Genomic DNA, 18,782 nt, shown 5'->3' on the forward strand with positions numbered 1-18,782 from the left:
AGAAAGCCCGATGATGAGCAATATGAATTTTTCTGACGGACTGCTTTCGGCCAGAAGCAGCCACTCAACGCTGCTCGAAAATACTCACCCGACCGTGCATCATGACGCTCGCCAGCACCTCCTGAGGTACCAGTGCCTTCAATACGGAGCCTGATGTCGCGAAGTAATCGCCCAAGCACGTATCCGCCAAGCCAAACATAAAGTCAGCAAGGAGCTCAGCATGAAATTGTTCATAAAGAAAATCATATTTGTAAATCGCGCCCCATTCGACAAAATAGATATCGACTTTCAAGAAAACGAGATAGCAGTTTTAACAGCTGTAAATGGCAGGGGAAAAACTACCATACTATCTCACATAGTTGATGCTCTGCATGAAATTGCCAGACCCCACTTTGGTGGAGAATTTGAAGGGCGCGAAAATAAATTCTATCGAGTTTCGTCATCAATATACAGTCTAGATACAGCCGCCCCCTCAATGTTTTATCTGCGGTTTGACATGGATGGCGTTGAGCTTGATTACATTGATATCAGGGGCAGCGTTGATCAGGCTACATATGAAAGCTATGCCTTACCAGATAACAAAATTCCTTTCGAAAAATTTTCGAAGCGATTGATTGATCAAGGATTTATTAAATTCTCCACCGTAATAAACGACAAAGCCATCACAAATAATTTATTCAGACTAAATATTGCCACTTACTTCCCTGCATATAGGTATGAATCACCTGGCTATTTGAATGACGCATATAAAATAGAATTAGATTTCACTAAAGAGTCTATGTATAACGGAAAATTACCCAATCCGATCGAGGTTGTCACTGGCGTTAGGAAATTCGCGAATTGGCTTATGGATGTCGTGTTGGATATGCAATATGATCAAAGTGGCGTTCATGTATTAAAGAGTAACTTAGACACCCTCCTCACTTTAGCTTTGCATTCCAAAGGTGTAGGAGCTTTGAGGTTTGGCATAGGCCCAAGGGGGTTTGGCGGCACACGGATACAAATCATAAAAACGGGAGCTGCTTCAGACTGCTTGTACCCAAACATCTTTAATCTTTCTTCGGGGGAGGCTTCTATTTTATTTCTGTTTGGCGAAATTATACGCCAAGCAGACATTATAAAAAATAACATTCCCCTAAGCGAAGTCACCGGAATTGTTCTAATTGACGAAATTGACAAGCACTTGCATGTTAGGCTGCAGAAAGAAATACTGCCAGCACTATTTAATCTTTTTCCTAATATTCAGTTTGTTGTTAGTTCTCACTCGCCATTTCTTAATATTGGTTTGGCTGAGGTCGCGCCAGGTAGAGCTAAGATAATTGATTTGGATAATTTTGGGCTAACCAAAGACCCAACAAAAAATGAACTATACGATGAAGTTTATCAGATGATGATAAATGAAAATTCCAGATTTAAGAGTCTCTACGAGGAGCTTAACACAAAAATATCGACGGGGAATTGTGCCCTAATTATTACAGAAGGGAAAACCGATATTCAGCATCTTAAGGCCGCTCAACGAAAGCTTAAACTTGAGTCCATAGATATAGAATACTTTGAAGTGGCTGGAGACTGGGGCGACTCTAAGCTGAAGCTACTGCTAGAACAGCTTTCCAAAATAAAGCAGAGCCGCAGAATTATTGGGGTCTTTGATCGAGATGTAGCCCCTATTGTTCAAGAAATTGAAAGAGACTCAAGGCCTTGGAAACCTTACGGAAATAATGTTTATGCGTTCTGCTTGCCAGTTCCCGATAATAGAGCGTCTTATCAGAATATATCGATAGAATTTTATTACTCCGACGCAGATCTAAAAAAACAAAAAGACGGTAGGTGCTTGTATTTTGATAACGAGGTAGCGTTTACACAGACTGCAAGCAGAAAAAATGAGCGCCTCCCTTATGTGCTGGAACATCCTCTTGCTCAAGACGAATATATAAAAAGAATATTTGACGAAAATATTGGCTCTGTCGACTGGGGGCACTCCAAGGCAAGGTTCGCTGATCTTATAGAAAAAGATAATGACTTTTGTGCAGGCATCGATTTCAGCTCGTTCAGGCCAATATTCTCTAAAATTGAAGAGTTGATAGCTCTAGAATAAATACTCTCCGAGATTTGTTTTTCTGTCTTGCATGAGGGACTGAGATTCCGCAGCGAAACTTAGATATTTGGTCAATATAACTAATGAATTGCTGCGGGTTTACAGACAAACTAATGACTGCTATTGGTCGATAGCTGACCTTCGAGAATCGCTGCCAACGAACTCAGATCGAGCAGTGATTGGATGCCGGCTAGTGGGCCTCATAGCGAAAGTCCTTATTTTTTTCCCCGGCCCCAGAATTTCTTACAGCGTGCCAAAAAATCTTCATTTGAGCCAGTTTTGCTGATTTTTTCTTAACTTTCAGCACACTCCTTAAAATGTTCAGGCTGAGATTCAGAGAGTGGATACCCGCCACCAACCTATGTGGGAGCGAGCTTGCTCGCGAAGGCGGCAGTAAGTAATACGTTGATCTTCAGGCGTACGCGCTCTGTGGCGAAGGAATTTGCTTCCGCTCGGATGCGTCAGCCGGTTTTGGGGCGGCTTCTCCATCCAGCGGGAGCAAGCTCCCTCGCTAGGGGTTAGTGGTGTAGCGATTAGCGTGGGTCGACGTTATCCAGCACTCGGTTCGCCAGCAATGAACTCAGTTCGATCAGTTGCTGGATGCCGAGGGCGATGTGGCGGCGGGGGCCTTCCAGGTCGAAGGCCAGGTTGCTGATCATCGCGTCGGCTGATGCCAGGTTTTCGCTGAGGTTGGCGAGCAGGCATTCGTTGTCGGCGTTTTTTGCCACGGTGAAGAGCTGGTCCGGTTTGGATGCATCTTCGGACTTTTCCGGTTTGGGTAGTAGGTAGTGATCCAAGACGCGTTTGGTGGTTTCGTCGTGCTGTTTGTTTTTTCGACTTGGATGAGGAGACGTTGAGTCAGTTTCAGGAGGATTTGGAGTAATTTTGAACATCATTGCGTTACCTCTAATGAGTAGGCCGCAACCATCTCGCTACTAAACGAAAGGAGGCAGCTGTGCGCAAGTTAGTAGACCGGTAGAGGTAACGGATCCCGGCGCGCCCGAAGGCGCCATGCGCACAGCCACCATCGAGTGCAGGCAATGCCTGACTGATGAGACTCATGCAACCGTTACTACTACTACCGGGCTACTAAACCCGACCACTGATGGGCAGTGGCAGGGAAACGATAGAACCCATGAGCAAGGCGCACAAGCGGGCGAATTCTGGCGTAGTTGTAGGCAATGGCGCAAGGATTCGTAGCTTGGTGGAAGCGTTGCGGAGGGAGAATAAACAAGCCTTCGTAATGCCCAGGATTCGGGGCGAGGGAGCGTGCTCTCGCTTGGTGGCGCAGCGGTTTTTCTGTAGGAATGAGCCGGCTTTTTTTGGGCGGTTTTGCCGGCAGCGGGATTGTAGTGCTGCGGCTAGGGGGAGGCGACATTCTCCGGCATTCGGCTCGTCAGCAATGAATGAGTTTGAGCAATCGTTGGACGTCGGGCGTGGAACCGTATGGTGAAAATCCTTGATGTTCTACAAGCCCATCCTAGCTCGTTCCAGAGTCTTGATAGATCAAAAAATGATCGATTATTAGCTCTAATGGCATGTTTAGCTGCCCAGCTAAACATGCCATTAGAGCTAAGGTCTTGCACGTATAGGAAGTTCTGCTGCCGCCAATCTGTATTTTGGTAGGGGTCTTCGGAAGGACTCCTCGACCCGCACGTACCAGCGGAGCTCATGATGAAACTTTTAATTTACTGCCCCAGGCGCAATTTTTCTTCAGTGCGCCAAGAAAATCTTCATTTGAGCCGGTTTTGCGGATTTTTTCTTAACTCGCTGCACACTTCAGGTTTTCAGACTGGCTTCACAGGATGGGGAGCCTGCCGCCAATCTTTTGTGGGACCGCCATGGCAAGCTACAAGCGCTACACGCTTTTGTCGCAGGCAAAGAAAAGGGCTACTGGTGACAGTAGCCCTCGAATTTTAAGCTTGATATTCATACCCTCAAGCAGGGGGGTGGAGGTCTCACCCTACGCTGATGTCCCAACCATCGACGGGGTTCCTACGCCAGTTGTCGCCGCTGGGAGGCAACTGGTTTCGCGCTCAGGGATAGACTGTTCGCCTTTAAGCGTACCGTCAATCAAAGGTTGGCAGACCGGAGCGAAAGAAACCCGGCATCCCCGAAGGGATCCTTGCGCAACCCGCCATAACATAGGAGTGCCAATGCCAGAGGCATCGCAAATCCTATTGAGGGGCTGTTGCGCCTTTCGTGTACCGGGCCGCCAAGCCCGACCACTGATGGGCAGTGGCAGGGAAACGATAGAAGCCATGGGCAAGGCGCACAAGCGGGCGGATTCTGGCGTAGTTGTAGGCAATGGCGCAAGGATGCGTAGCTTGGTGGAGGCGTTGGGGTGGGAGAATAAACAAGCCTTCGTAGTGCCCAGGATTCGGGGCGATGGAGCTTGCTCTCGCTCGGTGGCGCAGCGGTTTTTCTGTAGGGATGCGCCCGTCGTTTTGGGGCTGCTGCGCAGCCCAGCGGGGATAAATCCCCTCGCCACAGGTTGATGGTGTGGCGGCTAGCGTGGGTCGACGTTATCGAGCACCCGGTTCGCCAGCAGTGAATCCACTCTCCCTTTTGCGGGACTCGATCTATGGCAAAGGAACTGGCCCCCGTTCGAACAGCAGGAAAGACCAGCAGGTGCTTGAGTTTTAATCATTGACGGCTATACCAGTGATGGCGACATGCTATTTCTTCATGTCCCACGGAGGCGTATGGACTTCAAGATTTTCATCTCTCTTTTCCCCGCTCTGGCGCTTATCGGAGGGTGCAGTGCTTCCAGACCGGAGTCGGGCACGATGCTCAAGACCTGGTCGGAGAGCGTGGCGAACCTGGGTGTTCGAGCGGTCTATCCGTTGCAGGAAAGCTTGTATCCAGGAAATTTGCTGCTGGTTCCAACCTACCCCGGAAAAAGTCGGTCTGATGAAAAGCCTTCGGAGTTTTACACCTATTACCCCGTGCCAGTAGGTTCGTTGGACCTGTGCAAACTGTATTTGTCGATTCGCAGTGCCCCGGAGCTACCGCAAATTTCTGGCTACCCGGTCAAGGGCGGGGAGCCGGCAGGGGAGAAGCCTGAAGCGCCTTGGCAGCCGACGGCTATCAACTATTCGAACTTCAAATGCAGTGACTACAAAGAAGCGGACTTCAGAGTCAACCGCGTCACGGCATTCCCGGCTTTTCAGTTTGGGTCACGTGTCGAGTCGGGAATGGGCGCAAATGTGATGGCGGGCACGGTGGGGGCGAAGGGCAGTGTGGTGGGCAAGGATGAGTACCTTATGACGGTCTCGGTGCCGAGTGTCACGGTCATAAGGGTAGACGTTTCTGAGCTTCTGAGCGCCTTGGGTGGCGACGGCTTCAAGACAAAAGACGGGTTTAGCGACTTACAAAGCGTTGTTACTCGAATGATGAAGCTTCAAACCTTCGTCGACAAACAGGGCAATAGCTCGAAACCGGAGCTGCTGCTGGTTTCGGAAGTGTATTACGCGAACGCGATCGATATTTCCGTTACAAGCTCAGCGGGCCAGGCGGCGCAACTCGCCGTTAGCACTCAGGCTTTGGTCGAGCGGTTTGAAAAGCTGGCAGGTTTGCGTGATCAGATGAAGTCGATGCTGAAGGAGGCTCCGGCCACGCCAGGCAATAGCCAGGGCCAGTCGAATTCGCAGACTCAGCAAACGACCCTGAAAGAGCTTGCCCGGGAGATTGGCGAAACCGAGGCCGAGGTGGACAAGCTATCCAAAGCCCTTTTGCCGGATGCGCCGGGGGTTACAGGTGCTGTGAAATCTGTCTCCAGCTCGGGCGTAACGCTGACCCAAGTCTTTCCACGCCCAATGGCGATTGGGTATCGGGCCATAGGGCTTAACCCAGATCAGTTGTTGATTCGTAAGTGATCGTGACGCGGTAAAAAACGGGTAGAGCACCGGGAGCGTAGCTCTGCCAGCGCAATGATGCGGTTTGTCTGGAGACATGCGCCGGCCTTTTTGGGGCTGCTTTGCACCCCAGCGGGAGCAAGCTCCCTCGCCACGGGGATTTGTGCTTAACCTGCGTGGCTGTACAAGATGTTGTAGAACGAGGTGTGCTCATCGTTGATCAAGGCAAGATCCTGCCCCGTGGGAATTTTTTCGAACAGCGCTTTGTCGACCCCATCCGACGCCGGATGATCACTTCCAGCAATTGGCCAAACAACGCTTCATCACGAACGTGTTTTTTCAGTTTTAGAACGTCGCGAGGTTTGTCTTTCAGAATGTGAAAGGCGTAATTCATCACAACCATATTGGAGACGAACAGGTTTGCCGTTGACTGAAGCGGATTGACCGCATCGATCAACGCATCGAATATTTTTTTCGGGTCCTGAGCGTACGTGAGCAGAAATACATCGGGGTACATAAGCTCGCTGTGGCGATCATTGATCGCGAAGCGGTAATGAGTCTCGTCGGGCTCGGTGAGTAATCTGACGGTGCTTGTTTGAAAGGTTTTCAACGTCCTGAGCAGTTCATGCTCTTTCCTGCTGTCGGCCTTGATCGTTTTGTAGACCCGATCAATCACCTCCAGAAAAGCCACGGGCCCCAGCCCGTCGGTCGCCATCATCAGTTGATCGCCTTCGATGCTGAACCGGCGATAAGCCTCGTCATCAATGCTCAATTCGAAAAGCAGGAACCTGAGCATGTAGTTCCTCAGGTGCGCGTCCGCATCCAGGGCGCTGTTCTTCAAGCTGATCAGTTGGATCAGGTAGAAGAAAATAAAGTACTGCTTGTTGGTTCGTTGACGGTTGTCGATTTCAAGCAGGTAGCCAAAACGCGACAGGACCAGCAGCAGGGCGTAGCAGTCGGGTTCCGTGAAGCCGTTCTTCAACATGGCTTTTTCGAAAGCGCTGACGGAAAACAAATCATGCCAGCGGCTAACGCTGAAGGGCGCGCCATTGCGTTTTCTGGCGACAGCGGTCAGCAGCGCAGGCTCGTCTTCTTCGTAAAAAACAGCACCCAACGCCTTCGGATACGGCCGGACGTTCAGGAAGTTTTCAAGCTTGTAGGAGAGAAGATCGAATATGTCCATCTGGCGTTATCCGCAGGTCTTCCATTTTCCGTTCGGGCCTTTTTTCTCGACACGAAATGACGTAATGGTTTTATTGAATTTATCCAATAATCGGAAACCGATGCCTCTGGCCTTGGGCTCATTCGTCTTGGACAGCACGCCATCTTTCAGGCCCGTCTCTTTATAGTCAACGGTAGAGATGTCCTTGTGATTATTGAGCATGCTCACACCTTCGTTATTGACGGTGGCCACTACCCGATACTTCTCATTGCCTGGGTTGAATCCAGGGTTACTGTCCTGGTTGACCCACACCGCTTTCTCTCCTCGGATATTCGGAACCAGGCCACCTTTGCCTCCGTTGGCAGCCTTGGACGAGACGGTTTCGCTTTCGCCCATGTACCGGATAATCTCATTCTCTTTGAGCCCCAGCGGGTCGATCCAGGTAAATGGATTCGGTGCGTAGCGATAGAGATTCAGGCTTGCCGCCAGGCCCAACGGGTCGGGCGTGGTAAAGCGGCCTATGTCGGGATCATAGAAGCGGAAGGTGTTGTAGTGCAGGCCCGTTTCCCGGTCCAGGTACTGCCCCTGAAACCGCAGGTTCTGTTCTTCGATGTAGTACGGTTCACGGACTTCATCAGTGGTGTTGCCCCATACTTGGTAGTGAGCGTGCCATAGCGGATGGCCGTCACTTTCCGTCAAGGCTTGTGGCAAACCATTGGGGTCGTTGTGGTAATAGCGGATGCGTTGATGTTCATCGATGCCGTCGACGCGGGCCAAGGGCTCGTGACTGTCGCCGATGTAGAGGTACAGGCTGGTCAGGCTATTTTTATGTTCCTTGAGTAGTTGCAGGCCATCCCAGTCGAAACGCGTGCAGGCGATTAGACGTCCGTCGTCATCGTGTTCGGTTTTCTCGATCCTTCGGCCCAACGGGTCGTAGCGCATCCTGACGATGCTTTCACCGTCGGACTTGTGCGTTCGAACTTCAACCAGCCGATGGTCCGAGTCGTAGCTGAAACGCTGCAGGCCATGCCGGCTGCTGCGCTTTTCAATCATTCGGCCAAAGCCATCGTAGCGATAGTGCTTATCCTGATAGCGCTTGAGTTGGTTGTGCGTAACCCGCCCACCTGTACCCGGTGAACTGTCGAGGAGATTGGCGGCGGCATCGAAGGAAAATGTTTCATTCTGGCCTTGCCGAGTGCCCTGGCTTGCCAGGATCCGGCCCGTCACATCGTAGTGCAGCAATTGGCGCTGTTGACCTGTTGGCAGCCGCTCAAGACGCCCCACCAGGTGGTCACCAGGATCAAACTCGAAATGGGTCTGATCGGTGGCAGGGATCAACGCCGGTTGGCGGGTATGCCGACGTTGGCGGCTGCGTAAGCGCCCGCTACGGTCGTACTCACTCCGTGTGCTGATTTGGCCTTGGGTGCGCAGCACCTCTCGATGCAGCCGATCGCGTTCGAAGTCGCTGATGACGTGGCCGTCGAGGTTGATTTGGTGCAGATGACCACTGCCGTAGTACAGACGGTTGACCCAACGGCCATCGGGTAGGTGGGTCTGGATCAGGTTGCCGAGTTCATCGTAGTGATGCTTCAGAACACCTGCTGAGCTCTGCTCCTCAATCAGATAACCCAGAGCGTCATAAGCAAAGCCCAGTCGTTGTTCGTTGCCGTCGTTATCGACAACCGTGGCTTCGATTAACTGATTCAACGGGCTATAGCTGTACCGCGACTGTCCATCCGGTGTGATGCGGGTTGTCAGCCGGCCAATGGCATCACGTTCTAACTGATGAACAAGGGGCTTTTCACTGGGCTGATGAGCACCTCGCGACGCGGCGACGGTTTCGACTCGCTTTACGTTGTTGAGGGCGTCGTACGTGTAGCCTTTGGCGCTGCCATCAAGGTTGCGCTGTTCGGCCAACCGATCCCCAGCATCCCAGGCAAACCGGTAGCTTTCACCATTCTCGTTGGTCAGTGCTTGCAGCCGGCCGAAGCTGTCGTAGACAAACTGCACCTGCCGGCCCTGGGCGTCGGTGCGTTGGCGGACCTGGCCGCGGCGGTTGTGTTGGTAGAGCGTGGTGTGCCCGGCCGGGTCGGTGTAGCCGGTGAGCTGGCCGGCGGTGTCGCGCTGGTAACGCTCGGTGCGGCCGTCCGGCAACTGGCTGCCGAGCAGACGCCCCTGGGCGTCGTAGCTGAATTGGGTGCGCTCGCCGAGGGCGTCGGTGATGGTCTGCAGGTAACCGCGGGCGTCGTAGCTGAAGCGCGTCGGGTAACCCGAGCAATCGACGTGTTCCACCAATTGGCCGAACGGGTTCCAGCGCAGTTTTTTGCTTTTGCCGGTGGCGTCGATGATTTCCACGACCTGGCCGTGGGCGTCGTGGCGGTAGCGGGTGACGTGGCCCAGCGGGTCGATTTGCGCTGTGCAGTTGCCGCGTTGATCGTAACGGTACTTCCAGCTGTGGCCGGCGGGGTTGGTGTCCACCAGCGGCAGGGCCCAGTGTTCGAGCCAGAGGGTGGATTCGCTGCGGCCCAACGGGTCGGTTTCGCTGATCAGGTTGCCAGCGTCGTCGTAGTTGAATTGGTACTGGCCGCCTTGTGGATCGGTGGCGCTGAGCAACTGGCGTTCGTCGTTCCATTCGAACAGCCAGGTCTGGCCGAGGTTGTCGGTGTAGTGGGTGATCTGGTGTTGGCTGTTCCACTGCCGGGTGCTGACGCGTTGCAGGCTGTCGCTGATGCGGGTGATGCCGGCCTTGAGGTCATAGTCGAACTGGTAGGCGTCGCCTTCGTCGGTCCAGTGGCGGACCACGCGCCATTCCTGGTCGTCGATCAGGGCCCATTCATAGAAGCAGTGCAGGCCGGTGGGCAACTGGTGCTCGACCATCCGTTGCCCGGCGTCGTAGCGGAAGCGCCGTTGCACCTGGCCGCTGGCGTCGCGCACTTCGGCGAGGGTGTTGGCCGCGTCGTAGGCGTAGCTGACCAGCACCTCCCGCGTTTGGTCGGGGTAGAGGCGTTCGATTTGGGTGACGCGTTCGCCTGCGCGGATCAGCTCGACGCGCACCAGGTCGAAGGTGTCGCGCAGCCGCACCAGGCGTCCGGCGTCGTCGTAGTCGAGGTGGATGCGGTTGTCGTTGCGGTCGCCCAGTTGGCTCAGGCGCAGGTGTGAGGGGTTGGCGGGTGAAGGTTCGAACAAACGGTACAGGCCGTCTTCGCTTTCGATCAGCAATTGCCCGTTCACGTGGCGGCGCACGGCCAGGCCTTCGCCGGCGCTGAACACCGCGCCGCCCAACGGGATGGAGCCCATGTCGATGGGCCGGCCCTGTTCGTCGGTGTAGACCAGGGTTTCACCGCCTTCGGGGTGAGGCAGGATTTCCACCTGCACTTCGTAGGCGACGCTCCAGCCAGCGCCGAACAAACTGTCGCGGCGTTCGTCGCGGCTGTTGTAGACGCGCTGCCAGTCAATCGGCAGGATGCCGGGCAAGACGAAATCCAGGTCCTCGTCAGCGCCCAGCACTTTGGCCCCGGTGGCGGCATGCACCGGGTTCGACGAACCCATGGCGGCATTGGCGGCCGCGTTCGCCGCGCTGCTGGCGGCCATGGACACCGCGCCGCCCACCAGCATGCACGGCAGTTTGCTGAAGAACTTGCCCTTGCCGCCCTTGAGCATCAGCAGTGCGGTGACTGCCAGGCCTACGCCCGGGGTCTTGCCGCTGCGGATCTCGCGTACCACCACCGAACCGCCGCCAATGGTCACGTTGGGCGAAATCAGCCCGGCCGACACCACCGTCGCATCGCAGGTGCTGCGGTCGCCACTGCGCACGGCGGGCTGGCCGTTGATGGTGACCTTCTCCGAACCTTCGGCCATGAACTGCGGTGGCATGGGCGGGTGCTTGGTGCAGATCACCAGGTCTTCCGGTCGGGTCTCCGTACCGGGGGCGGGCGAGGCGACAGTGGGGCGCCACATCTGCGAGAAGAAATTCCCGGCCATGTCCAGGTAACTGGGTTCTTCTTCCGGCTCGGGCATTTCCAGTTCGGTGCCGGCCGGTGCGACATGGGAAACCACCGCGCCGGCGGCCCGGGCCGAGGGGATGTTGTTGGTGAAGGTGTCCTTGGAGCCGGTGAGGATGTTGGCCTGCACCGTGGGCGGAAAGAAGGCGTTGCCGATGCCCTCGCATAAATCGCTCAGGCCTTTGTCGGCCCCGGTCTTGCTCATGGCCAGGCCGACGATGGTGCCCACCACCAGGCCCAGGACGAAGCAGCCCAGGCCGCCGGTGACCACGGTGATGCCCGTGGCCGCGACCACGGCAGCGGTCGCCAGGGCGGTGATCGCGATGTTGGCCGCCACCTCCAATACGCCGCCCAGGATGTCGGCCATCATCGAGGTGTGGTTGAGTGCATCGCCCAGGCGGGCGGCCCAGAGCGCGTCAGACATGCAGGTTGCTCAGGCGGGTAGGGTGGCTGGGGAGCGTGTGTTCAAGCAGTTGGATGCCTTCCATTGCATCAGTCCTTGTGGGTTAGGGCATGCTCATCAGGGCCATTCTCAGGCGCTTGATCAGTTTTGGGGTCTTGAGGCAATCGGCCGGGCGTTTGTTACCCAGGGCGGGCACGGTCTGTTCCAGCCACCATAAGCCTTCCTTGAGCCCCCTTTTGCCGTAGAGCACCACGGCCATGTCGAGGTTGTCATCCATGGCCTTGGCCAGCGCGCGGGCGTTGTCGTCGAGGTAGTCCTCTTCGTACAACCGCACGAAATGCTGCCAATCGGCATCGCCGACGTATTCGTCTTCCAGTCCCATTTTAAAAACCTGCAAACGAAATCAAGTTGCTGCCGGTCGGGTTTCGCGCCGACGGCGCCAGGATCCCATCATAACCATTAGCCTTGGCCCAGGCGCCGATTTGATGGGTCTGGGTGTATTTGTCGCCGGTAATGCTCTTGAGGGAGACCCCCAATTGTTTGCGCACATCGGCCCGGGTCAGGTCCAGGACGTTGTTGAGCTGCACTTTCTTGCTGACCAGCACGCGTGTGGACAGGTCCACGCCCCAGTGATTGACTTCGCCCATGGCTGTCTTGCGTGAGTTGGCGCCATAGACACCGCCCAGGCCGGGGGCGGTGTAACGGTGCCTGGAGGCGACGTTCCACTTGTGCGCCGTCCAAGTCGTGCTGATCCGCCCCGGCTCTTCAAAGCGATACACCGTTCGGTTGACCTTGCGACCCTTGGGTGGCGTCGAGCATTTCATCAGCCCGAAGGGGTCGATCCAACTCACCGGGTTCGGCGCGTACTGGTAGAGGTTCAGCCCACCGGCTAAGCCGATCGGGTCTGGTGTGGTGAAGCGGCCGATGTCCGGGTCGTAGAAACGCAGGGTGTTGTAGTGCAGCCCGGTTTCGCGGTCCAGGTATTGGCCCTGGAAGCGCAGGTTCTGCTCTTCGATGTAATACGGTTCGCGCAGCTCTTCGGCGGTGTTGCCCCACACTTGGTAACGGGCTCGCCAGAGTGTGTGGCCGTCGGCTTCCGAGAGCTGTTCGGGCAGGCCGTTGAAGTCGTTGTGGTAGTAGCGGACCTTCTGTTGATCGCCCAGGCCGTCGACCCTCGCCAGGGGTTCGTGGCTGTCGTCGGCGTAGATGTAGAGGCTGGTCTGGCTGTCGCGGTGTTCCTGCAAAAGTTGCAGCGCATCCCAGGTGAAACGGGTGCGGCTGAGCAGCGTGGCGTTGCGGTCGTACTCGGCTTTTTCGATGCGTCGACCCAACGGGTCATAGGTCATTTTTACGACTGAGCCGTTATCGTTGCGCACTTCCACCAGGCGTTGTTCGGCATCGTAGCGAAAACGCTGGACGCCACGTCGGGCGCTGCGTTTTTCCACCATGCGACCGAAACCGTCATAGCGGTAGCGCTTGTCCTGGTAGGTCAACAAGCGGTTATGCGCGACCTGGCCTGTGCCCAGGCCGTCCAGCAGGTTGGCGGCCGGGTCATAGGCGAAGCTTTCACGCTGGCCTTGAAGGTTGTCCTGGCTGGCAAGAATGCGGCCGGTGGCGTCATAGTGCAGTAACTGGCGATGGGACGCTTCGGGCTGGCTGTCGAAGCGCTCCACCCGTTGATCGCTGGCGTCATAGCCAAACAGCGATTGCGCCACAGGCTGCAGCAGCGTGGATTGACCCTGTTGCCGCCGCTGGCGGGCCCGCAGGCGGCCACTGCGGTCGTATTCGCTGCGGGTGCTCTGGCGCCCCTGGGTGCGCAGCACTTCGCGGTGCAGGCGATCGCGCTCGAAATCGCTGATGACCTGGCCGTCGAGGTTGATCTGGTGCAGGTGACCGCTGCCGTAGTGCAGGCGGTTCAGCCAACGACCGTCGGGAAGCAGCGTCTGGTTCAGGTTACCCAGTTCGTCATAGCGATGTTCGAGGTTCCCCGCCCAGCCTTGCTCGGTAATCAATTGCCCCAGGGCGTCGTAACGCAAGCCCAGGCTTTGTACTTCACCGGTCTGGCTGGTGAAGGTGATCGTGTTGACCTGGTCGAGCGCGTCATAGTGGTACTCGGTGCGCCCGTCTGCGGTGACTTTCGCCACCAGTCGCCCCATCGCATCGCGCTCCAGCTCATGAATGATGGGGGCTTGGGGGGCGAGGTCCAGGTCGGTGCTGCCAGGCACCGCGAGCGCTTCCACGCGGGTGACGTTGTCCAGCGGGTCGTAGGCGTAGCGCTTGAGGCTGCCGTCCAGGCTGTGTTGGGCGGTCAAGCGGTCGGCGGCGTCCCAGGCGAACCGGTAGCGCTCACCGTTTTCGTTGGTCAGGGCCAGCAGGCGCCCGTAGTTGTCGTAGCTCAGCTCCACCCGGCGACCATGGGCGTCGGTGCGCACCCGCAGTTGACCGCTTAGGGTGTGTTGGAAAGTTGTCGTATGCCCGGCCGGATCGCTATAGCTGATCAATTGTCCGCTTGCGTCACGCTGATAGTGCTCGGTGCGCCCGTCCGGCAGTTGCTTGCTCAGCAGTCGACCCTGGTCGTCGTAGCTGAAAAGCGTCCGTTCTCCCAGTGCGTCGGTGCTGCTGAGCAACAGCCCTCGCTCGCAATAGCTCAACCGTGTGGTGTAACCGGAACAATCGGTGTGTTCGCTGAGTTGCCCAAGCGCCGTCCAGCGCATGCGCTTGCTTTTGCCGGTGGCGTCGATGACCTCCACCACTTGGCCGTGGGCGTCGTGGCGATAGCGGGTGACGTGGCCCAGCGGGTCGGTTTCGCGAATGCGGTTGCCCCGCGCGTCATAGCGGTACTGCCAGGTATTTCCCGCGGCATCGGTTTCAGCCAGGGGCAGGGCCCAGTGTTCGAGCCACAGGGTTGACTCGCTGCGCCCCAGCGGGTCGCGGGTTTCGCAGAGGTTGCCCGCTTCGTCATAGCTGAACTGATGTTGTCCGCCGTTGGGATCGGTCGCCCCCAGCAACTGGCTTTCGTCGTTCCACTGGAAGGTCCAGGTGCGACCCAGCGCGTCGGTGTTTTCGGTAATCTGATATCGGGTATCCCAGCGACGGGTGCTGATGCGCTGCAAACCGTCGGTGATGCGCGTGGTCCCGGCGGCCAGGTCGTAATCGAAGGTGTAGGCGTCGCCCGCGTCGGTCCAGTGGCGAACCACGCGCCATTCCAGGTTTTCAACCAACGCCCATTCATAGAAACAGCGAAGCCCGGTAGGCAGTTGGTGTTCCACCATTCGCCGCCCGGCGTCGTAGGCGTAGCGACGTTTTACCTGGTCGTTGGACTGACGGACCTGCGCCAGATCGCCCTGGCCGTCGTAGCCATAGTGCATCAGCACTTCCCGGCGTTGATCGGCATAGAGGCGGTCGATCCGGCTGACCCGTTGTGGCCAGCGCTCGTCATACGCCAGTGCGATGCGGGTCAGGTCGAAGGTGTCACGCAGTTGCGCCAGGCGTCCGTTATCGTCGTATTCCAGGTGGATACGGTTGTCGTTGCGGTCACCCAGTTGGTTCAGGCGCAGCAGCGCTGCATTGGCTGGCGTGGGTTCGAACAAGCGGTACAGCCCGTCCGCGCTCTCTATCAGCAGCTCGCCGTTGGCATGCCGGCGCACGCTGAGGCCTTCACCGGCACTGAACACGGCACCGCCCAGGGGGATCGAGCCCATGTCGATGCGTCGGCCCTGTTCGTCGCTATAGACCAGGGTTTGGCCGCCGTCTGGATGGGGCAGGATTTCGACGCGCACCTCGTAGGGCACGCTCCAACCGGCACCGAACAATCCGTCGCGGCGTTCGTCGCGGCTGTTGTAGAAGCGTTGCCAGTCGATCGGCAAGATGCCGGGCAGGACGAAGTCCATCTCCTCGACATCGCCCAACACTTTGGCCCCGGTGGCGGCGTGCACGGGGTTCGACGAGCCCATCGCGGCGTTGGCCGCGGCGCCCATCGCGCTACTGACCGCCATCGACGCCGCACCGCCGACCAACATGCAGGGCAGGTTACTGAGGAATTTACCCTTGCCGCCCTTGAGCATCAGCAGCGCCGTGACCGCCAGCCCGACGCCCGGGGTCTTGCCGCTGCGGATCTCGCGCACCACCACCGAACCGCCACCAATGGTCACGTCAGGTGAAATCAGCCCGGCTGATACCACGGTCGCATCGCAGGTGCTGCGGTCGCCACTGCGCACGGCGGGCTGACCGTTGATGGTGACTTTGTCCGAGCCTTCGGCCAGGAACTGCGGCGGCATCGGCGGGTGTTTCATGCAGGTGATCATGTCCAGCGGCTTGGGCACGGCACCGGGCGCGGGCACGGCGACGGTGGGACGCCACATCTGCGAGAAGAAATTCTCGGCCATGTCCAGGTAGCTGGGTTCGGCTTCGGGTGCTTCAAGTTCGGTGCCGGCCGGCGCGACATGGGACTCGATCGCCCCGGCGGCGCGGGCGGCAGGGATGTTGTTGGTCAAGGTGTTGGTGGAGCCGGTGAGGATGTTGGCCTGCACCGTGGGCGGGAAGAGGGCGTTGCCGATGCCCTCGCAGAGGTCGCTTAGCCCCTTGTCGGCCCCGGTCTTGCTCATGGCGAGGCCGACCACGGCGCCCACCACCGCGCCGAGCAGGAAGCAACCCAAGCCGCCAGTGGCAACGGTAATGCCCGTGGCCGCGACCACGGCAGCCGTCGCCACCGCGGTGATCGCAATGTTCGCGGCCACTTCCAGGACGCCGCCGAGGATATCGGCCATCATCGAGGTGTGGTTCAGCGCGTCGCCTAGCCGAGCGGCCCAGAGTGCGTCAGACATGCAAGGTGCTCATCAAGCCAGAGCGTCGAACAGCAGCGAACCCTTGATCGTTGCCCAATGCGCCGCTTCGGCATCGCCCAGTTTCTCGGCTTTCACGTAGCTCAGGGCAAGCATTTTGCGCGTGCCGGGCAGCACCAGGGCCAGCTGGAACTGGAAGACCTTTTCATTGCCCTTGTTGAACTGGCTGCGCAGTTCGATGGCTTCGACTTCCTGGTTGGCGCCTACGCGCACGGTGGCGCCCGGTTGGCAGCGCAGGTCCTGGACCTGTTTTTCCAGGCGCTTGAGCTGGTCGTCGAGGTTGCTTTGCAGGGTCTCGCCCTCGGCCAGCAAGCTGCGGCTGACGATCAAGGACGTGCCCAGTTCGGGGAACTTGAGGATGTTGATTGTCGCGTCCAGCAATTCGCTGGGCGGCAGCTGGAACTGGAATTCATTGAGGCGGTAAGTCATGGCGCGAAAATCTCGAGGTTAGCCCTTGGGTGCAGGGAACGCGGCTTGGATGTTGGCATCGATGCTGCCCTTGACGCCCTGGCCGTCCGGCGTGGCTCCGGGGCCGCCACCGTTGTTCAGGTGCAGCACGCCGCCGGTGTTGAACTCGGCATCGCCGCTGGCGTAGAAGCTGATCTGTACGCCGGTCAGGTTGATCTGGCCGCTGGCGTTGAGCTCCAGGATGCTTTCGCCACATACCAGGCGCAGGTTTTCGCCCACTTCAATCACGTAGCTCTGGCTGATGCTGTCGGTCTTGCGCTGGCCGACGGAGAGGATGTCCTCCTGCTTGACGATGCGCAGGCGGTTGTTGCCGATGGTCACCGTCTCGTTGTGGCCGATGCTCTTGTTGCGGTCATGGCCCACCGAATGGCTTTCATCCACCTCGACCACGATGTCCTGGTTACGCTCGGCGTGGATGTACAGTTGCTCGGCGCCTTTCTTGTCTTCCATGCGGATTTCGTTGAAATTCGCTGGCGTGCCGCCCTTGCTCGAACGGCTTTTCATGCCGCTCTGGGTGGCATTGGCGGGCAAGTCATAGGGCACGGTCTGTTCGGCGTTATAGACGCGACCGGTGATGATCGGCCGATCCGGGTCGCCTTCGAGGAAACTGACGATCACTTCCTGGCCAATTCGCGGGATCTGCATCGAGCCCCAGTTTTTCCCGGCCCATGCCTGGGACACGCGAATCCAGCACGAGCTGTTTTCGTTGGATTGGTCGTGACGGTCCCAGTAGAAATGCACCTTCACCCGGCCGAACTGATCCGTCCAGATTTCCTCGCCCTTGGGACCCACCACTAACGCAGTCTGCGGGCCTTTGACGATCGGGCGATGGGTGATGGGCAGTGGCCGATAGCTTTGCTGGGCGTCGATACAGATCAGGCTGCTTTCGAACTGCGCCGAAGGCGCGCCACCGCCGGTTTCGCCGCTTTCCTGGGAAATGTAGTAGCGGGCGCCGACGATCAGGTATTCGCGGTTCTGGTCCTGGCGGGTGAAGCCGGTGAGGCTGAACAGATGCCCCGAGCCCAGGCCCCGAGCGTTACCGGCCAGCTCGACCTGTTCGTGCTGGGTCTGCAAGGCCTCGATGCGGGTGCGGGCGTAGTGTTCGCCGTCCTGGCTCTGCACGTAGGTGCCAGGGTAGTCGTACAGGGGATAGTCGCCGGCCGTGTGCGGGCGGGGCATGGCCGAGCGCACGTCGATGCGTGCGCTGGGGCGTTGAAAATCGTAGTCGTTGAGCTCCAGGGAGCCGGGCTGGACTTCCTGGGCCAGGTGCCAGTTGTGAATGTGGTCACGCTCGCGCTGCTGCTCGTTCTTCGGGTAGTACGGTACTGAGCCGTAGCCGGGGGCCGTGGTGTGGGCGCCATAGGCATCGGCCAGCACCAGCACATGCCGGCCCTGCTCATGGCGGAAGAAGTAGTAGATGCCTTCCTGTTCCATCAAGCGGCTGACGAAATCGAAGCTGGTCTCGCGATACTGCACGCAGTATTCCCACTCGCGATACGTCTGGCTCAAGGCGTCTTCGAAATCGGAAAAGCCCAGGTCGCGGAACACCTGCTTGATGATCTGCGGGATGGTGAGGTTCTGGAAAATCCGGCAATCGGAGGTGCGGGTCAGCAGCCAAAACCACGGGCGCAGGGTGGCCTGGTAACTGGCGAACTGGCCCTGGTCGACGTTCTGGCTGAAACGGGCGACGATGCCATGGAAATAACGCTCGCCACCGCCATCGAGTTGCAGGCTCACGCACATGGGCTTGCCGAGCACCTGATTGAGGTCGATGGCGTTGTCCAGCGAGTGCAGCTGCAGCTCATAGTTGAACAGCCGCCCCAGTTCTTCGCCGCCGCCCATGTCCTTGAGCAGCAGTACCTCAGGTCCCAGGGGGCTGGTGATCTTGGCCAGGCGTGAGGCTTGGTTGAATAACATCGCTCATCTCATCGTTGTAATGGCTGCGCCGCTGATTG

Annotated in this window: 9 protein-coding genes; 2 read left to right on the forward strand and 7 right to left on the reverse strand. The window is 57.7% G+C overall.

What is annotated here, in order from left to right; genetic code table 11:
• Positions 1-220: 220 nt before the first annotated feature.
• Positions 221-2,095: an AAA family ATPase gene (locus BLP82_RS13020; protein ID WP_092168341.1), complete on the forward strand. Its 1,875-nt coding sequence runs from the start codon at positions 221-223 to the stop codon at positions 2,093-2,095.
• Positions 2,096-2,628: 533 nt separating this feature from the next.
• Here BLP82_RS13020 and BLP82_RS13025 read toward each other — a convergent pair.
• Entirely contained in the window at positions 2,629-2,988 is a 360-nt protein-coding gene (locus BLP82_RS13025) for a DUF6124 family protein (protein WP_092168415.1), read from the reverse strand.
• A gap of 1,812 nt (positions 2,989-4,800) precedes the next feature.
• Here BLP82_RS13025 and BLP82_RS13035 point away from each other — a divergent pair.
• Entirely contained in the window at positions 4,801-5,973 is a 1,173-nt protein-coding gene (locus BLP82_RS13035; protein WP_092168346.1) for a hypothetical protein, read from the forward strand.
• Between the two features lie 199 nt (positions 5,974-6,172).
• Here BLP82_RS13035 and BLP82_RS13040 read toward each other — a convergent pair whose 3' ends face one another.
• From BLP82_RS13040 to tssI, 6 genes are all read right to left on the reverse strand, one after another.
• A complete protein-coding gene (locus tag BLP82_RS13040; protein ID WP_256576594.1) occupies positions 6,173-7,135 on the reverse strand; it encodes a hypothetical protein in 963 nt (320 codons plus the stop codon).
• Between the two features lie 6 nt (positions 7,136-7,141).
• Positions 7,142-11,539, reverse strand: coding sequence for an RHS repeat-associated core domain-containing protein (locus BLP82_RS13045; protein WP_256576595.1), 4,398 nt, complete (start codon positions 11,537-11,539; stop codon positions 7,142-7,144).
• An 82-nt stretch (positions 11,540-11,621) separates the two neighbouring features.
• Positions 11,622-11,900: a hypothetical protein gene (locus BLP82_RS13050; RefSeq protein WP_092168349.1), complete on the reverse strand. Its 279-nt coding sequence runs from the start codon at positions 11,898-11,900 to the stop codon at positions 11,622-11,624.
• A 1-nt stretch (position 11,901) separates the two neighbouring features.
• Complete coding sequence (locus BLP82_RS13055; protein WP_092168352.1) at positions 11,902-16,341, reverse strand: RHS repeat-associated core domain-containing protein; 4,440 nt, start codon at positions 16,339-16,341, stop codon at positions 11,902-11,904.
• A 12-nt stretch (positions 16,342-16,353) separates the two neighbouring features.
• Positions 16,354-16,788 carry a DcrB-related protein gene (locus tag BLP82_RS13060; RefSeq protein WP_060740012.1) on the reverse strand — a complete coding sequence of 145 codons (435 nt, stop codon included), beginning with the start codon at positions 16,786-16,788 and terminating at the stop codon, positions 16,354-16,356.
• Positions 16,789-16,806: 18 nt separating this feature from the next.
• On the reverse strand, positions 16,807-18,744 hold the full coding sequence (gene tssI / locus BLP82_RS13065) for a type VI secretion system Vgr family protein (RefSeq protein ID WP_092168355.1): 1,938 nt from the start codon (positions 18,742-18,744) through the stop codon (positions 16,807-16,809).
• Positions 18,745-18,782: the final 38 nt, after the last annotated feature.

It is taken from the genome of Pseudomonas sp. NFACC37-1, assembly GCF_900101575.1.
Classification (GTDB): domain Bacteria; phylum Pseudomonadota; class Gammaproteobacteria; order Pseudomonadales; family Pseudomonadaceae; genus Aquipseudomonas; species Aquipseudomonas fluorescens_AA.

Excerpts from the sequence above, each read along its gene's own strand:
- BLP82_RS13020 (WP_092168341.1), top strand. The coding sequence starts at position 221 with ATGAAATTGTTCATAAAGAAAATCATATTTGTAAATCGCGCCCCATTC.
- BLP82_RS13055 (WP_092168352.1), bottom strand. The coding sequence starts at position 16,341 with ATGTCTGACGCACTCTGGGCCGCTCGGCTAGGCGACGCGCTGAACCAC.
- BLP82_RS13025 (WP_092168415.1), bottom strand. The coding sequence starts at position 2,988 with ATGTTCAAAATTACTCCAAATCCTCCTGAAACTGACTCAACGTCTCCT.
- BLP82_RS13035 (WP_092168346.1), top strand. The coding sequence starts at position 4,801 with ATGGACTTCAAGATTTTCATCTCTCTTTTCCCCGCTCTGGCGCTTATC.
- BLP82_RS13050 (WP_092168349.1), bottom strand. The coding sequence starts at position 11,900 with ATGGGACTGGAAGACGAATACGTCGGCGATGCCGATTGGCAGCATTTC.
- BLP82_RS13040 (WP_256576594.1), bottom strand. The coding sequence starts at position 7,135 with ATGGACATATTCGATCTTCTCTCCTACAAGCTTGAAAACTTCCTGAAC.
- BLP82_RS13045 (WP_256576595.1), bottom strand. The coding sequence starts at position 11,539 with ATGTCTGACGCGCTCTGGGCCGCCCGCCTGGGCGATGCACTCAACCAC.
- tssI (WP_092168355.1), bottom strand. The coding sequence starts at position 18,744 with ATGTTATTCAACCAAGCCTCACGCCTGGCCAAGATCACCAGCCCCCTG.
- BLP82_RS13060 (WP_060740012.1), bottom strand. The coding sequence starts at position 16,788 with ATGACTTACCGCCTCAATGAATTCCAGTTCCAGCTGCCGCCCAGCGAA.